Raw genomic sequence first — 16,018 nt, forward strand, 5'->3', positions numbered from 1 at the left:
ATTTACCTCCTTCCATATTTGCGGAACAGGTAGTACACGCATCCCAAGGCGACAAGGATGATCAGTACGCCCATCCAACCCCAGATCATTGGTGTTCTCACCGCGATTCTGAAATCTGCCGAGGAGTTTACTTCCGGAGTTTTGGCCGATATTTTAGTCACGTAGTCTCCCGGAAGAGCTTTTTTGGATGCTTTTACCGTGGCCGTGACGTTAGCGGTTTCACCTGCTTTCAAGCGATTGATTTTTGCCGGTTCGAAGGTTACTTCCCAGTCAACCGGTTTGTTGGCAGATAGCTGGATGTCTTTTAGTTCTGCCGATCCGGTATTCCGGACAATTAAGTCTATATTTTTGTTATCTCCCGCGGTGATCTCGCTGCTGAGCAGGCCACGGGGTGTTGTCAGTTCCATCTGGTAGGTTCCCGTGATCACGACTTCCAGCTCTAGCTCGGCAGAGGTGGTGCTTGTCGTGGCACGTACCGGAATCTTGTAACTTCCGGCTTCAACGTTGGCCGGAGGGTTAATGTCAATCGTGATGTTCTGGGTGGCATTCGGTTCAACTTGGGCCGATGTGGCTTGCTTGTAGTTTGCCTTGAAGACCACGTTCCAGCCTCTGGGAGCTTGTGCCATCAGCGCGTAGAGCTGTTGTTCTGCTGTTTGGTTTTTCAGCGTGGCGTTGAAGGTAAACGAGGATTTGGAGTTCCCTTGCATGTTGGGTTGATTCGTGGTAAAATCGGTTTGGTAGGTTCCTTGTTTGGAGACCGTGATCGCGATGGGGAGTTCTCCAAGTCCCTCGGCAACAACCGTGAAACGGTAAGTTCCTTTGTTGACTTTTAGCGGGATGTCCACTTTTAACGAAACGTTCTTTTTGTCGTGGGGTAGGACCGCAAGTTCACTGATGGTCCACGTGCCGGCCTTTAGTTCGTAATTCCAGCCTCGTGGCAGTCCTTTCACGGATAAGTTCACGTTTTTAACTACATCGTAGTTGTTGATAACGTCAATACTGTAGTTTACAGATTCTCCCGGTGGAACAGCGATTTTCGTGTAGGGAGTGTACAGAATCACATTCTTGTCGGATTCCGAGGCCTGCAATTGTATGGGAAGAACACCCATCAGCAGTACCAGTAACAGATTAAAATAATTTGCACGCATTGTCATAAAAATTTTCATTAGATAATTTTGATATGATTTTCAATACGTTTCCAAATATATATACTATCTGTATTACTTATTTTTAAAAGATTTGAAAAAAAATTATTTTGGTTCATAAGGTTCGTAAAGTGACGGGAGGCCTTCGGACAGTATTTAACGATAGCTCAAACTACATAGACAGGGGCTGTCCAAAAATTCAATTTTAAATAACTACCCCCACCAACTCCCCCTTACACAGGGGGAGTTGGTGGGGGTAGTTTGTAGATACTGGATAAGACTTTTGGACCCCCTGACTTTATGAACTTTGTAAAACTTATGAACCACATCATAGTAGCATGATCACGCTAGCCGATAGTGTGCTGATGCAAATCCAAAGGATGATGCCTAACAGGATCGGTTTGAAACCAACTTGTTTGATGGTATCTTTAGAGAGTCCGGCACCGATGAGGAATAGTGTGAATAACATTCCGACTTTAGCGAATCCCACGATTTGAGTGTAGAGATGTCCCCATTGCGGCGTGTAGGTGGCGATGATCATGGCGACAATGTAGAAGAAAATAAAGTAAGGAATGGATATTTTTGATTTGGTGTTTGTTCCTTTATTATAGAAGAAGGCGGCGATCAATGAAACCGGGATGATCCAAAGCGCCCGGATCAGTTTGGTCGTGGTGGCGATAGCCAAAGCCTCGTTGCTGTATGTTTTGGCCGCACCGACCACGGAACTTGTGTCGTGAATGGCGATAGCGCACCAGTATCCGAATTGATGATCGTCCATCTCCAACCAACGTCCGATTATTGGGAAGATGAATAGTGCCACGGCGTTAAGCATGAAAATGGTTCCCATGGCCACGGTGATGTCCTTGTCTTTGGCTTTAATGACAGGAGCCAAGGCGGCAATGGCACTTCCCCCGCAGATGGCGGTTCCCCCGGAAACGAGGAATCCGGTGTCCCGGTTGACTCTTAGTTTGCTGGTAAAGAATAATCCCAAACCGATGGTAACGACAATAGAAAATATGGTGAATAGGATTCCTGTTTTCCCGGCCTCGATGGCTTGTTCCACGTTCATACCGAAACCTAGTCCTACAACGGATATTTGGAGAAGTATATGGGTGATCCGGCTATTGATTGCCAAGAATGGGTGACCGATAGTCAGCGATAAAATTAGACCTAGTAAAAGGGCAAAGCCCGGATCAAGAAATGGTACAAGAAATAAAGCTACGATGAAAAGTACTTCCTTTTGATTTTTGTTCAGTTGAATTTTGCTCATAATCTTTAGTTATTTGTTCGGTGCAAAATTCTCTCAAATATATGAATCTTGGAAATAAGAAATATTCAGATGGTATAACTTTTAGTTATACTTCAATTACCTCTATATTTTATGTTTCGATTTCCGATTCCGGGATTCGCAGAATCTCAGGAGTAGCTCGGCGTAGGGGTCAATGGTACCCTGCTTGTGAATGGCATAGAGCGTGCGGGAGATTTCGAGGTCGTCGATGTCGATGATTTTTAGCAAGCCACAGGCCAGTTCGTCTTGGATGGAAAACACGGAGACCAAGGCATGGCAATTGGAGTGTTTGAGGTATTGTTTGATTCCCTCGGTACTTCCGATAACGATCTGTTGGTTTAGCTCGTTGATAGACATCCCGGCTGCGGATAGCTGGCGCTGGATAATATTATATGTTCCGGAGCCTTCTTCCCGAACGACGAATTTTAACGTCTTCAGTTGTTCTTTCGTGATCGATTCCGGGGAATCATTTTTGGCCGAGGTAACCAGGACGATTTCATCCCTTAAAAAAGGGATGTAGTGAATGTCCGTTTGCGAGGGTACACCTTCAATGAAGGCGAGTTGGATGTTTTTATCCAGTAATTCCTGCTCGATCTGGTAGGTGTTACCGCTGATCAGGTTTATTTCGATATAGGGATGAGTTTCCCGGAAACGGGCCAAGTATTCGGGTAATATGTACTGGGATAGCGTGGTACTGGCCCCGATATGTAAAGTCCCGGAGAACTCTTTTTTCATGTGCTGCAGGTTGAAGGTGATGATGCGTTCCCGTTCAATCAGTTCTTCGCTTTGTTCCAAGAGGTATTTCCCAGCAGGGGTAAGCATCAACCGCCCTTTCTCACGATCAAAAAGAGTGATCCTCAATCCCTTTTCCAGTTCCTTGATACTTTTGGAAATGGCCGGCTGGGAAAGTCGTAATATCTCGGCAGCTTTTGTCGTGTTCAAATGCTTTGCCGTGTGATAAAAGATCGTGAGTTTATGGTCTAGCATCTTGTTTACTTTTAATTCTGAACAAAGGTAGAGAAAAATGGTCAATCTATTGCTTTAAAGTACACGTTCCTTTGCATCGTGGCTATTTTGACGTCATTATTGGTAAAAAGATAGTAATAATCATGTAATAATCTGATGTAAGTCTTTGAGGGGAGTTCATTCGCACTTCTAGTTCTATTGACAATGGGCGATGAAAGGGCGATGAAAGGGTGTGAGATGGGAGAGAGGAGATTATTATGGTGGCTTTTGTATGCCTTTATGGAGAATATATAGTGTTAAATGACTAATTTTTTTTCAAGAAAATATTATTTGTTTTTTGTAAAGAATTTTTGGGTAGGAAAAGGGGGTAATTTGTTGTTTATTAGTATGCTGTAAAGATCGAAAAACGATCGTTTAATGCGCTGCAAATATACATCAATTTTAAATATCACCATCTATTTGTCAATTTTTTTTGGATTCTTGTAATTAGATATTTACACTTTTAGGTTATCAATTTAACAGATCTGCTTTGTTAATATCATTAAACGATCGTTTTTTAATTTGAATGAATCGTTCGTGCAGACAGCTTTCATGCATTGTTGCTGTGTAGAGTGAAGTGCGTGGAACACATGGCCGTAAATCAGGACCCGTGACAGGGTTAGTGCGCGAAGCGCGTCCGGGCGGTTCGTGTGTCCGGGGATTACAAAGACAAAGAAAATCATCGTTCGCTAGAAAATAGGGAAAGAATAAAAATAATGGTTGCGTGTAACAAGTTAAACTGGTATGCTGCTTATACCCGTGTAAATCAGGAATTATTGATCAAAAGAAAGCTGGATGAACTGGGGATCGAGAATTTTTTGCCCCAGGAGGAACAGGTACGAGAAACCCCCGTTGGACGTAAAAAGATCCGGGTACTTTTGATTCATGGTTTAATATTTATCCGGACAGATAAGGCAACAAGTTTTTCCTTGATAAATGATCATTCGTTGAATATTGTTTATTTGAAAGATATAGAGGGACGCCATTCGCTGATAGTTCCGGATAAACAAATGCAGGATTTCATGTTTTTGTTGGATTTCTCAACTGGTAGCGTAGAAGTTTTGAACAAAGGAATCAAACGGGGTGATCGGGTAAGAGTTATTAAAGGTCCCTTGCAAGGATTGGAAGGAGAGTTGGTACGTTTGAAAAATCATAAACGTGTAATTATTCGTTTGGATGGGGTGGCCTCTATTGCTACTTCTTATATTCCAAGTTCGTTTCTTGAAAGAATAGAGTGATACAAAATAATGGAAAAAGGTTTATTTCACGAATTGTATAAACGGTCGTGTGAGTTAGAAATGGGGCGTTGTCCCTCCCCGGCGTTGTCAGGATTCTTGCATGGTTACTTGTCCGTGTACTCGATGGTTCGCGTCTATCCTTGGTTGGAAGAAAGTTTTGGGGAGACGTATGAAATTCATGAACGAGTGCGTGAGATCGCCCGGTTTATAGAGCCTCTGGCTGGAAACAAAAATCTCCCTGCAGATGTTCGGGCCGGTTACGTGGTGGATTTGATGGATGCTTACCTGTTATATTCTGACTTGAATTTCTTAAATACGGCGTTGGATGCGGCTTATGACATACTTACCCCGTGGGGAAGTGACAAAATTGTTTTACCGTGTCGTACCCCGAATATTTGCCGATTGTTATGTAGTTGTTACTATTTCACGGGTGAAATGGAGGACGGGGTTTTGGCCGGTAGTTTGATTTCCGAGGCGCTTGGCTCTATTCGTGATTTGGGCCGTCAGGGATCGATGGTATGGTGGGATGCATTCTGTTTTTATGAAGATGTTGTTGGGGCAATGGAGTTGCCGGAACCTGAACAGGTACGATTGGCCGAAGAGCGAGTTCGGTTGGCCGTCAGTGTAAAGCAGGAGGAGGAGGAAATGATAGAACGTTTTGTCCTGTCTACTCGTGACGATTTGGAGTTGTTCGGCCGGGTGTTTTGTATCTTGGCTAGGCGGGAGTTTGCCGCCAATGACAAATTGTATGGTAAAAAGGAATAATTTAGACTTGATTCACAATATAAATCTCAGATTCCGGGAGATGCAACCCCCGGTTATAGCGTCTCCCTCAACGGTACTTCTAAGCCGGATCAGCTATTAATACCGGAGGGGACGCTCCTTTTTGAAGTTTGGTATAAATGAGATACTCCATTCATTCCATTTGTGATTGTTTGTGCGAGAGAAAGAAGTACGTTAATTCTTGGACGGTTCTTTTCGTGGACATTTTGTTGTCCGTGGGAAGTTCATTTGTGGCTCTTCTTTTTGTAGACAATTTTATTGTCGACTTGTCAAGGAATGCTTACTTGTTCGTCATTGTGGGATCGTTCTTGATCAGTCTTCTCGTGTTTATGGCGTTGGGGGTGAATAAAAATATAATTCGCCATGCCACCATAAAAAGTATCGGGAAGATGGGCGTTGCGATCTTTTTTAAGGAGGTGCTTTTACTAGGACTAGTTTCTCTTGTTGTTTCCCGGATGTTCAATAACCATGCTTTTGCGTGTTTTCTTGTTGATTTTCTGGTAACAACGGTGGTTCTTATCGGGTTCCGGGTGATGCTTGTGCTTGTTTATGATTTGGTAATATCGCTGTATCGTTCAAGTAAAACGAGGGTGCTGGTGTACGGGACGGATGATAAAAGTGTGGCGTTGAAAAAAAGGATGCACACGAGTAAGCATTATCACGTGGTGGGATTCGTGAATCCGGATAAGCGACTTAAGTCTTACTCCATTTCGGAACTGCCGGTTTATTATTTTGAAGACGAGGCTAATTTTGCTTGTTTCGTGAAGAAATACAATATAAATGGTCTGCTATTTCCTTCTCCGGAAACAGCTCAACGGGAGGCTGAAGGGTTGGTACGTTACTGTCAGGCTTATGGAGTGAGAAACTTGGTGGCTCCACCCATAAACGTTTTGGGTGACGGGTTGAAGAAAACTGTTATCCGAGAAATCCGGATCGAGGATTTGCTTGGTAGGGAGGAAATCGAGATAAACACAAAGGGGATTGAGGCGAATTTTGCCGGAAAGGTCGTGATGGTAACAGGGGCAGCCGGGAGCATCGGTAGCGAGTTGTGTCGTCAACTGGCAACTTTTGGTGTAGCTCATTTGGTATTGTTTGATAATGCCGAGACCCCGATGCATGAACTCCGTCTTGAATTGGAACGGAATTTTCCAAGCCTAAAATTTACCCCTTTTATCGGTGATGTTCGGCAGAAAGAGCGTTTGAAAGGAGCTTTTGAGAAATTTCATCCGCAGGTAGTGTTTCATGCTGCGGCCTATAAACACGTTCCGTTGATGGAAGAGAATCCTTGCGAAGCTGTTCGGGTGAACGTGGTTGGTTCGAGACTCGTGGCTGACTTTTGTGTGGAGTACGGGGTGGACATGATGGTGATGATCTCGACGGACAAGGCGGTAAACCCGACTAACGTGATGGGGGCGTCGAAACGTTTGGCAGAGATATATGTGCAGAGTTTGGGACTGGCGATGGAACGAGGAGAGATCAGGGGAAAGACCCGGTTTGTGACCACCCGATTCGGGAATGTGCTGGGAAGTAACGGTAGTGTGATACCGTATTTCCGAAAACAAATAGAACAAGGTGGGCCGGTTACGGTAACCGATCCGAGAATCACTCGCTTTTTCATGACGATTTCGGAGGCATGTCGTTTGGTGATGGATGCGGCGACGATGAGTACTGGAAATCAGATCTTTGTTTTTGACATGGGGGATCCCGTGAAAATTGTTGACTTGGCAGAAAGAATGATTCGATTAGCCGGATATACGCCAAATGAAGATATCAAAATCAAATTCATCGGTCTGAGGCCGGGAGAGAAGTTGTACGAGGAAGTACTAAGTAACGAGGAAAATACGGTACCCACGGGACATGATAAGATTCGGGTGGCTAAAGTCCGGGAGTACAAGCGAGAAGAGGTGCTGGGGGCTTACGATCGGTTGGCTGAGTTGGCGTTGGCGGTGAAAGTGGAAGATTCCGTGCGATTGATGAAACAAGTGGTGCCGGAGTTTAAGTCGAAGAATTCGGTGTACGAAAAGTTTGATAAATAAGGAGGAATAACAATAAAATAATTAATTAGCGTGTTATGTTGAATAATAAGTCTGTGTTAATAACCGGGGGAACGGGATCTTTTGGAAAAAAGTTTGTAGAAACAATTTTGAGGGATTATCCTGAAGTAAAACGTATTGTAATTTATTCGCGGGACGAATTGAAACAGTTTGAATTAAAGCAAAAATACCCGCATGATCAATATCCTCAATTGCGTTTTTTTATTGGAGATGTGCGTGATTTGGAACGTTTGACTCGTGCATGTGAAGATATAGATGTGATTATTCATGCGGCAGCAATCAAGCAAGTCGATACGGCCGAATATAATCCAGAAGAATGTATTAAAACGAATGTTCACGGAGCTCAAAATGTGATTAAGGCTGCGTTGGCATCAGGTGTAAAGCATGTGGTAGCTTTATCTACCGATAAAGCTTGTGCTCCAATAAATTTGTATGGTGCAACAAAGTTGACTTCTGATAAATTATTTACGGCAGCTAATAATATTAGTGGTTCTAAAAATATTAAATTCTCGGTTGTCCGTTATGGAAATGTGATGGGATCCCGAGGGTCTGTGATACCATTTTTTGTGAATAAAAGAGATAACGGTGCAAAAGAATTACCTATCACGGATATGAGAATGACCCGTTTTAATATTTCATTGCAAGCGGGGGTTGATTTGGTGATGTTTGCTATTGGTCATCACCTAGGAGGTGAGATTTTTATCCCCAAAATACCTTCTTATCACATTAAAGATGTGGCGAAAGCTATTGCTCCCGATCTACCATGTCTGGAAGTGGGTATTCGTCCGGGAGAGAAGTTGCATGAAGAAATGATTACGACAACAGATGCGTTGAACACGATAGACCTGGGAGATTATTATGCAATATTACCCTCGGTGTCATTCAAGCATAAAAGAGAAGATTTTATTAAACATCATAATGCAGTTCCGGTTGCAGATGGATTCCATTATAGTTCGGATAATAACACGGAGTGGGAAACAGTCGAGAGTATACGGGAAAAGATAAAAAAGTATGTTGATCCTAATTTTGAGATAAAATGATAGATAAAGTGATTCCTTACGGTCGTCAATATATCACGGATGAGGATATTCAAGTCGTGGTCGAGACTTTGCGATCAGATTACTTGACCCAGGGACCAAAAATAACGGAATTTGAACATGCTTTTGCCAAGTATGTGGGAGTGGAGCATGCGGTAGCGGTGAATAATGCTACCGCCGGTTTGCATTTGGCGGCTTGTGCCTTGGGGATTAAACCGGGGGATAAAGTGATCGTGACTCCAATGACATTTGCAGCTAGTGCCAACTGTGTTCGTTATTGTGGGGGAGAGGTTGTGTTTTGTGATATTGACAAGGAGACTTATTTGATGGATGTTGTCAAGTTACGTCAATTGTTGGTTGAAAATCCTAAAGGAACATTTAAAGGAATTATTCCGGTCGATTTTGCCGGTTATCCCCAAAATTTAGAAGAGTTAAAAGAAATTGCGGATGAGTATGGCTTGTGGATATTGGAGGACGCTTGTCATGCTCCGGGAGGTTATTTTGTAGATCGTAGCGGAGAAAGACAATATTGTGGAAATGGAAGATTCGCAAATGCGGGAGTTTTTTCCTTTCATCCGGTGAAACATATTGCGACGGGAGAGGGAGGTATGGTGACAACGAATGACGAGGAGTTATATAAAAAACTTTGCTTATATCGTACGCACGGGATCACAAAGGATGTAGCTTTATTACACGAGAATCACGGGGGATGGTATTACGAGATGCAGGAACTAGGCTTCAATTACCGGATGACGGATTTTCAGGCGGCATTGGGCGTTTCGCAATTGAGTCGGGCAAATACCGGCTTGAGTCGCAGGCAGGAAATCGCTAATCGTTATGATGAGGCGTTTCAAGATATTCAAGGAATAAAAATACCATATCGGGCAGGAAACGTGTATCACGCCTTTCACTTGTACGTGATACAAGTCGAGGATCGGTTGGGATTGTATAATTATTTGCGAGCGAATAAAATATTGGCACAAGTGCATTACGTGCCGGTTCATTTGCAACCTTATTACCGGGAGTTGGGTAACAAGTCGGGGGATTGTCCTGTGGCTGAAGAATACTATAAACATTGTTTGAGTTTACCGATGTTTCCGACATTGACGGACGAGGAGCAACAATACGTGATCGATAGTGTTCTTGCATTTATGCGATAAAGAAAGGTGTATGAGATATGTATCCATTGAGTCTGGAGTATTTGTCGGAAAGTTATGTTGAGTAACATATCGATCAAGTTGTATCGATATGACACGTGGTCATCTTGTTTGGTTATCAAGTATCAGAAAAAGTAAAAGAAAATTATGGCAAATAATTTGGCAATTATTCCGGCTAGGGGAGGTAGTAAGCGAATACCTCGTAAGAATGTAAGACCTTTTATGGGGAAGCCTATTATGGCTTATTCTATCGAGGCGGCTTTGAAATCTGGATTGTTTGATGAGGTGATGGTATCTACTGATGATGAAGAAATCATAGGAATTGCCCGGCAATATGGTGCTCGAGTACCTTTTGTTCGTACGGAAGCTACGGCGAATGACCACGCAACTTTGGCTGATGTTATTCGCGAGGTGATGGAGCGTTACGAGGAAGAGGGGAAAGTTTTCGATAATGTCTGTTGCATATTGGCAACGGCCCCGTTGATTTCTCCTGAAGATATACGATCCTCGTACGATAGATTGGTGTCATCCGATTTCGTGACGGTGTATCCTGTCGTTGCGTTCTCTTATCCTATATTAAGGGCGTTGCAGATGGATGAGACGGGTTTTATGGATATGCGATGGCCGGAATATGCGAAAACACGCAGTCAGGATTTGGAGACAATGTACCACGATAGTGGAACATTTTACTGGCATAAAGTGGCTCCTTGGAGAGCTGGAATCCAGCGGCGCGGTGGAATCGTGGTGGATGAATCGAGAGTGCAGGATATCGACACGGAAACGGATTGGAAATTGGCAGAGATGAAATTTCGAATGTTGCATGGATAAAAAAGTGTATATATGGGCTGATGCTAGTCAAGATATTGGCTATGGCCATTTTACCCGTAGTTTGGCATTGGCTGATATGTTGAAGGCTGATTTTGATTGTACTTTTTTCACCCAATATCCAACGAATTACCAGAAAAAAGAGGTTTTGAAAGTTTGTAAGTTGATAGAACTTCCCGATACAGATGAAAAGTTTAATTTGTTTTTGAAGGTTTTGAGAGGGGATGAAATAGTTGTCCTTGATAATTATTTTTTCTCTTCAGATTATCAAAACGAGATAAGGAAGTGCGGGTGCAAGTTAGTATGTATAGGTTCGAATGATAAACATTATTATGCGGATGTTGTTATAAATTACATCCTGTCGTCACATGATTTTTCGGCAGAGCCTTATACCCGTTTTTGTACGGGAATAGAATGGGCAATATTGAGAAAACCGTTTTGGATATCTTCACCGGTAAGGGACTTCCGCCCCACAGTCGAGCGGATTGTTATCTGCTTCGGAGGTACAGACCAATTTCTGTTGACCGAAAAAGTCGTTAGGTTTTTAAGATCGTATTTTAATAAGCTGGAAATACATGTGGTGTCGACGGATGTACTCGGAGAAATACGAATTAGTTCTTTGGCGAATGAAGGGGTAGAACTTCATATAAATGCTTCGGCTCAACATGTACATGACCTTTTCGAGTATTGTGATCTGGCGATACTTTCTGCAAGTACTGTCGTATTGGAGGCTCTTGCTTGCAGAATACCGGTTTTGGTGGGATATTACGTGGCAAACCAAGAAAGATTGTACGAATACTTAGAACGGGAGTTGCCGGGAATCGGACTCGGAAACTTGTTGGATGCTTCTTTGGAAATGCGGGTAATAGATGTACTAAAAGGTTGGAGTTGTAAGAAATCGCAATTTATTTTATCCGGTTTACAGGATAGTAAAGCCAAGTATTTGGAGTTATTTAAAACATTATGAAGATAGACAGATATAAAATATATACGTTAGATGGGTACACTTACGAGAATTTTGTATCCTTAGATCGCAAAGAGCTTGAAATGATTTTAACGTGGAGAAATCATGCTGAAGTTAGAAAATGGATGATGAATACCGCTCCGATTACATTAGAAGATCATTTGGCTTATGTGGAAAGTTTGAAGCAGCGGGATGATGCTTACTACTGGTTGGTTCGTCGAGGGGGAATTCCCGTGGGGGTTCTTAATATTATGGGAGAAGGTATTCAAGAAGGTATTGGAGAACCGGGGTTTTATTTGGCACCGGAAGTATTGAATCGAGGCGAAGGAATTTTACTATTGCAGAATTACAAAAAATTGTTTTTGAATATATTAGATTTTGAAATATTGTTAGGACATAATTACGTGGAGAATGTGAATGCACTTCAATTATCTTTATTTTTTGGGGCAAAAATTGATGGTGTAATAGAGAAGAGTGGAAGAAAATATATATCTATTTCTTTGCGGAAAGAGAATTTTAAAGATTTCAGGAACGAGAATATTGTATTGAGTTTTGTTCGTTATAAAAAGAATAATCCGGTTTCGATCAGTGATATCCTTTTAAAATACAATTGTCATGAATAGTGGAAAAACATTTATAATAGCAGAATTATCCGCAAATCATAATCAAGATTTTGATTTGGCAGTAAAAACGATAGAGGCGATAGCGGAAGCGGGAGCTGATGCTGTAAAAATACAGACGTATAAGCCAGAGTCGTTGGTGTTAAACATGGATAATGAATATTTTGGAACAATACAATCTGGATTATGGAAAGGTTTGCGGAGATATGATTTATATAAGATGGCCGCAACACCTTATGAATGGCATCCGAAATTGCAACAAATAGCTCAAAACTTAGGGCTTGTTTTTTTCTCGTCTCCTTTTGACTTTGAGGGAGTGGATTTGTTAGTTTCCATGCATGTTCCAATTTATAAAATCGCTTCGTTTGAGATTAATGATATTCCTCTTATCAAATATGTGGCAAAACAGGGAAAACCAGTGATCATGTCCACGGGATGTGCAAATATAGATGATATTAATCTTGCTATTGAAGCTTGTAAAGAGATGGGTAATGAGCAAATTACGTTATTGAAATGTACATCGGAATATCCGGCATCTTACGATCGGGCAAATTTGCTTACTATTCCTGATATGAAAAAGCGTTTTGGTTTACCTGTGGGGGTATCGGATCACACACTTGGAAGTGTTGTACCTTTAACAGCCGTAGTGTTAGGGGCAGAGGTCGTGGAGAAACATTTTATATTAGATCGTTCTTTGGGTGGGGCAGATTCTGCATTTTCGATGGAACCGGCAGAGTTTAGGCAAATGGTTAATGATATACGTAATGCGGAAGCGTCTTTAGGACAGGTAAAATACGAAATTACAGAGCAGGAGCGTTTAAAACGTCGTTCATTATATGCCGTGGAAGATATTAAAAAAGGTGATATTTTCACTTCGAGTAATGTGCGTTCTTTACGTCCCGGATATGGATTATCTCCGTTTTTTTATGAGAAATTATTAGGGAAGGAAAGCGTTAGAAATATTAAAAGAGGAGAACCTTTAACCCGTGAAGATTTATGTTAAGAGGTAAAAATGTTATTATCACTGGAGCTAACAGAGGGATCGGGCATACACTGCTTGTTATGTTAGCAAAAAGCGGTGCAAATATATGGGCTTGTTGTCGTAAAAGTAATTCTTCATTTGAAGAGGAGATTGCCTGTCTGGCAGCAGAGAATAGAGTGTGGATAAAACCTGTTTATTTTGAATTGACGGATTCGAATTCTATCGAGAGAGGTTTACAATGTATTATTGCGGATCGGCAATCTATAGATGTCCTTGTGAACAATGCCGGAGTCACGGCAACGGCGTTGTTGTATCAAACATCCATCGAAGAAATTAAAGAAATTTTCGAAGTTAATTATTTTTCGTTATTAACTATAGTAAAGCGAATCAGCAAGGTGATGATTCGGCAGAAATCAGGTAGTATTGTAAACATGGCTTCTGTTGCGGGCATGGAGCATCAGCCGGGGCGGATTGCTTACGGTTCTAGTAAAGCTGCCGTAATATGGATGACACAGGCTTTGGCGAAAGAGTTTGGACCATTTGGTGTTAGAATTAATGCCGTGGCTCCGGGTGCGATAAAAACGGAAATGATCGCTGAATATTCGGAAGAAAAAATAAATAAAATTGTATCAGAAACGTCTCTTCGAAGATTGGGAAATGTAGATGAAATTGCAGAGGTCGTGTTGTTTTTAGCATCCGATGCTTCTTCCTTTATTACAGGACAAATTATAAAAGTTGATGGGGGACGATGAAATGAAATTGAATAGAGAAGATGTGGTGCGTATAGAAAGGATGTGTCAGAATATGCGTTTGTCGTTATTGGATATGGCGTTGTCCTCTGGGCAGCGGGGGGCGCATATTAGCGGGAGTCTTTCTTGCATAGAAATTTATGCCGTATTATATGGTTTGGTTTTAAAATACGATGTGAATAATCCTGCATGGGAGGGACGGGATCGGATGATTGTGGGGAAGGAGCATGCGCGGTTGGCCGAATTTCCCGCTATGGCCGAATGTGGTTTTTTCCCGAAGAGTGAATTGCTCCATTTCGAGGGCGACAATGCATTACTAGCAGGTCACCCGCGAAATTTAGAAATAGGCTTGGAATATAGTTCTTGTAGTCTGGGAATGGCGCTATCTTTTGCTGTTGGTAAAGCGATATATGCCAAACAACATAGGCGAAATTATCGCCATTATGTAATATTGGGTGATGCAGAATGCGGGGAAGGTTCTGTTTGGGAATCCGTTATGGCGGCGGCTCATTATAAATTGGATAATCTGGTTTTGATCATAGATCGCAATTACCTTTCTGTTGATGGAAATACGGAATATCTAATGGCTCAACGAGATATGGAAGAGAAATTCAAAAGTTTCGGATGGAGTTCCGATACGATAGATGGGCATAATATAGAAGAACTTTACATGTATTTAACAAGTGTGCGTGAAGAAAAGCCATACGCATTAATAGCTGAAACTGTGAAAGGAAAGGGCGTTTCTTTTATAGAGAATCATAAAGAATGGCATCAAGCGGTATTGGATGCAGAACATTATGATATGGCGAAGGAGGAAATCTTGAAAAAATATTCAAATGAAGATTAACGGGGGATTAATAAAGGCTTATTCCCAAATGGGACAGAAAGGGGCTGCATCCGGGATTGGAATGTTGGAAGTAGTCAAGAGAAATCCGGATGTAGTGGCGGTTGTGGCAGATAGTGTTGCGATAGCTAGTTTGGATCGTTTCCAGAAATTATACCCGGATAAAATTGTAAATGTCGGGATAGCGGAACAAAATATGATCGGTGTTGCTGCAGGGATCGCTTCAGAATCCGGTAAGAGCGTGTACGCATTTACCTATTCGGCATTTATTATAGCTAGGGCATTGGAGCAGGTACGGCTAAACTTGGCATATCATCAATTTAACGTGAAGTTGGTCGGTAATTCCGCTGGTTTTGCTATGGAAATGTTGGGCGTTTCGCATTGGGCAGTTGAAGATATTGCTTTTACGAGAGTATTACCCAACATGACGGTATTATCGGCGGCCGACAGTTTACAGGCAATAAAGATGGTTATTGCGGCAGATGAAATAGATACACCTGTTTATATTCGGTTGTCCGGGGGGCAAAATATTCCTGTTGTTTATGAACAGGATTTCGAGTATCAGATAGGAAAAGCTATAAAGTTAAAGGAGGGAAAGGATATTGCTATCATTGCTACTGGATTGATGGTTCACGAGTCGCTTCTTGCTGCAGAATTGTTGGAAAAGCGTGGCATACATTGTTCAGTCATTGATATGCATACGATAAAGCCTTTGGATGAAGAGATTCTCGATGATGTTTTTTCGACTTTCGAATTGATTGTAACCGTGGAGGAGCATAATGTGATTGGTGGGTTGGGCAGTGCTGTTGCCGAGTACAAAGGAAGTCGAAAAAATGCACCTCGCCAAGTGTTTATAGGTGTGAAAGACCAATATTTGAAGCTTGGAACTCAACGATATATATGGCAACAATACGGACTTACAGCAGAGCAGATTGCCAATAAGATTATAAGTGAAATATAATAAATAATAAAATTATGACGAATATTGAGAAGTATAAGAATGCTTTTGTAGAGAGTTTGGATATACCATTAGAGAATGTGGAAAGAGCAACGATGGATTCTGTCACTAGCTGGGATTCCATTGGTCAGATGAGTTTGATTGCTATGCTGGAAGAAGCATTTAATATTGAACTGAAACCGGATGATATTATTGGTTTTAATTCGTATGAATCAGGAATATCTATATTGAATGCATATGGGATAAAGTTATAATTGCAAATAATGTTGGAGAAAAGGAGTTATTCAGTAGATGTTTTAAAATTGGTATCAGCATTATTAGTCGTTTTTTGCACACGACAAATTATTGGGGCAAGAATATGTATTTGCT

At 41.8% G+C, this 16,018-nt stretch carries 16 protein-coding genes; 13 read left to right on the forward strand and 3 right to left on the reverse strand.

Translation table 11 applies throughout. From position 1 onward, the window contains the following. Positions 1-2: 2 nt before the first annotated feature. The 3 genes from QVC79_RS15835 to QVC79_RS15845 form a co-directional block, all read right to left on the reverse strand. Entirely contained in the window at positions 3-1,148 is a 1,146-nt protein-coding gene (locus QVC79_RS15835) for a COG1470 family protein (protein ID WP_270595406.1), read from the reverse strand. 325 nt (positions 1,149-1,473) lie between these two features. Continuing rightward, on the reverse strand, positions 1,474-2,415 hold the full coding sequence (locus tag QVC79_RS15840) for a YeiH family protein (protein ID WP_124316027.1): 942 nt from the start codon (positions 2,413-2,415) through the stop codon (positions 1,474-1,476). Positions 2,416-2,517: 102 nt separating this feature from the next. Further along, a complete protein-coding gene (locus tag QVC79_RS15845) occupies positions 2,518-3,420 on the reverse strand; it encodes a LysR substrate-binding domain-containing protein (protein WP_270595407.1) in 903 nt (300 codons plus the stop codon). A 734-nt stretch (positions 3,421-4,154) separates the two neighbouring features. Here QVC79_RS15845 and QVC79_RS15850 point away from each other — a divergent pair. From QVC79_RS15850 to QVC79_RS15910, 13 genes are all read left to right on the forward strand, one after another. Further along, positions 4,155-4,676, forward strand: a complete 522-nt coding sequence (locus QVC79_RS15850; RefSeq protein ID WP_027201723.1) for a UpxY family transcription antiterminator — start codon at positions 4,155-4,157, stop codon at positions 4,674-4,676. A gap of 9 nt (positions 4,677-4,685) precedes the next feature. Next, entirely contained in the window at positions 4,686-5,441 is a 756-nt protein-coding gene (locus tag QVC79_RS15855; protein WP_270595408.1) for a hypothetical protein, read from the forward strand. Positions 5,442-5,578: 137 nt separating this feature from the next. Beyond that, positions 5,579-7,495: a polysaccharide biosynthesis protein gene (locus QVC79_RS15860; protein WP_270595409.1), complete on the forward strand. Its 1,917-nt coding sequence runs from the start codon at positions 5,579-5,581 to the stop codon at positions 7,493-7,495. Positions 7,496-7,530: 35 nt separating this feature from the next. Next, positions 7,531-8,553, forward strand: a complete 1,023-nt coding sequence (pseB, locus tag QVC79_RS15865) for a UDP-N-acetylglucosamine 4,6-dehydratase (inverting) (protein WP_270582189.1) — start codon at positions 7,531-7,533, stop codon at positions 8,551-8,553. Next, positions 8,550-9,710, forward strand: a complete 1,161-nt coding sequence (pseC, locus tag QVC79_RS15870; RefSeq protein WP_270595410.1) for a UDP-4-amino-4,6-dideoxy-N-acetyl-beta-L-altrosamine transaminase — start codon at positions 8,550-8,552, stop codon at positions 9,708-9,710. Before pseB ends, pseC begins: the two co-directional genes overlap by 4 nt. Before the next feature lie 144 nt (positions 9,711-9,854). Next, a complete protein-coding gene (gene pseF / locus QVC79_RS15875) occupies positions 9,855-10,535 on the forward strand; it encodes a pseudaminic acid cytidylyltransferase (protein ID WP_270595411.1) in 681 nt (226 codons plus the stop codon). Continuing rightward, a complete protein-coding gene (locus QVC79_RS15880; protein ID WP_270595412.1) occupies positions 10,528-11,499 on the forward strand; it encodes a PseG/SpsG family protein in 972 nt (323 codons plus the stop codon). Before pseF ends, QVC79_RS15880 begins: the two co-directional genes overlap by 8 nt. Next, positions 11,496-12,119, forward strand: coding sequence for a UDP-4-amino-4,6-dideoxy-N-acetyl-beta-L-altrosamine N-acetyltransferase (locus tag QVC79_RS15885; RefSeq protein ID WP_270595413.1), 624 nt, complete (start codon positions 11,496-11,498; stop codon positions 12,117-12,119). Before QVC79_RS15880 ends, QVC79_RS15885 begins: the two co-directional genes overlap by 4 nt. Then, a complete protein-coding gene (gene pseI, locus QVC79_RS15890) occupies positions 12,112-13,119 on the forward strand; it encodes a pseudaminic acid synthase (protein WP_270595414.1) in 1,008 nt (335 codons plus the stop codon). Before QVC79_RS15885 ends, pseI begins: the two co-directional genes overlap by 8 nt. Beyond that, positions 13,113-13,850 carry an SDR family NAD(P)-dependent oxidoreductase gene (locus QVC79_RS15895; RefSeq protein ID WP_270595415.1) on the forward strand — a complete coding sequence of 246 codons (738 nt, stop codon included), beginning with the start codon at positions 13,113-13,115 and terminating at the stop codon, positions 13,848-13,850. Before pseI ends, QVC79_RS15895 begins: the two co-directional genes overlap by 7 nt. Beyond that, a complete protein-coding gene (locus QVC79_RS15900; protein WP_287642518.1) occupies positions 13,837-14,694 on the forward strand; it encodes a transketolase in 858 nt (285 codons plus the stop codon). Before QVC79_RS15895 ends, QVC79_RS15900 begins: the two co-directional genes overlap by 14 nt. Next, entirely contained in the window at positions 14,684-15,652 is a 969-nt protein-coding gene (locus QVC79_RS15905) for a transketolase family protein (protein ID WP_270595417.1), read from the forward strand. The genes QVC79_RS15900 and QVC79_RS15905 overlap by 11 nt, the downstream gene beginning before the upstream one ends. Positions 15,653-15,666: 14 nt before the next feature. Then, entirely contained in the window at positions 15,667-15,903 is a 237-nt protein-coding gene (locus QVC79_RS15910) for an acyl carrier protein (RefSeq protein ID WP_270595418.1), read from the forward strand. Positions 15,904-16,018 lie beyond the last annotated feature (115 nt).

The organism is Butyricimonas sp., assembly GCF_019423355.1.
GTDB lineage: Bacteria > Bacteroidota > Bacteroidia > Bacteroidales > Marinifilaceae > Butyricimonas > Butyricimonas faecihominis.

Excerpts from the sequence above, each read along its gene's own strand:
- QVC79_RS15855 (WP_270595408.1), top strand. The coding sequence starts at position 4,686 with ATGGAAAAAGGTTTATTTCACGAATTGTATAAACGGTCGTGTGAGTTA.
- QVC79_RS15845 (WP_270595407.1), bottom strand. The coding sequence starts at position 3,420 with ATGCTAGACCATAAACTCACGATCTTTTATCACACGGCAAAGCATTTG.
- QVC79_RS15885 (WP_270595413.1), top strand. The coding sequence starts at position 11,496 with ATGAAGATAGACAGATATAAAATATATACGTTAGATGGGTACACTTAC.
- pseF (WP_270595411.1), top strand. The coding sequence starts at position 9,855 with ATGGCAAATAATTTGGCAATTATTCCGGCTAGGGGAGGTAGTAAGCGA.
- QVC79_RS15850 (WP_027201723.1), top strand. The coding sequence starts at position 4,155 with ATGGTTGCGTGTAACAAGTTAAACTGGTATGCTGCTTATACCCGTGTA.
- pseI (WP_270595414.1), top strand. The coding sequence starts at position 12,112 with ATGAATAGTGGAAAAACATTTATAATAGCAGAATTATCCGCAAATCAT.
- QVC79_RS15910 (WP_270595418.1), top strand. The coding sequence starts at position 15,667 with ATGACGAATATTGAGAAGTATAAGAATGCTTTTGTAGAGAGTTTGGAT.
- pseB (WP_270582189.1), top strand. The coding sequence starts at position 7,531 with ATGTTGAATAATAAGTCTGTGTTAATAACCGGGGGAACGGGATCTTTT.
- QVC79_RS15840 (WP_124316027.1), bottom strand. The coding sequence starts at position 2,415 with ATGAGCAAAATTCAACTGAACAAAAATCAAAAGGAAGTACTTTTCATC.
- pseC (WP_270595410.1), top strand. The coding sequence starts at position 8,550 with ATGATAGATAAAGTGATTCCTTACGGTCGTCAATATATCACGGATGAG.
- QVC79_RS15900 (WP_287642518.1), top strand. The coding sequence starts at position 13,837 with ATGGGGGACGATGAAATGAAATTGAATAGAGAAGATGTGGTGCGTATA.
- QVC79_RS15860 (WP_270595409.1), top strand. The coding sequence starts at position 5,579 with ATGAGATACTCCATTCATTCCATTTGTGATTGTTTGTGCGAGAGAAAG.
- QVC79_RS15895 (WP_270595415.1), top strand. The coding sequence starts at position 13,113 with ATGTTAAGAGGTAAAAATGTTATTATCACTGGAGCTAACAGAGGGATC.
- QVC79_RS15835 (WP_270595406.1), bottom strand. The coding sequence starts at position 1,148 with ATGCGTGCAAATTATTTTAATCTGTTACTGGTACTGCTGATGGGTGTT.
- QVC79_RS15880 (WP_270595412.1), top strand. The coding sequence starts at position 10,528 with ATGGATAAAAAAGTGTATATATGGGCTGATGCTAGTCAAGATATTGGC.
- QVC79_RS15905 (WP_270595417.1), top strand. The coding sequence starts at position 14,684 with ATGAAGATTAACGGGGGATTAATAAAGGCTTATTCCCAAATGGGACAG.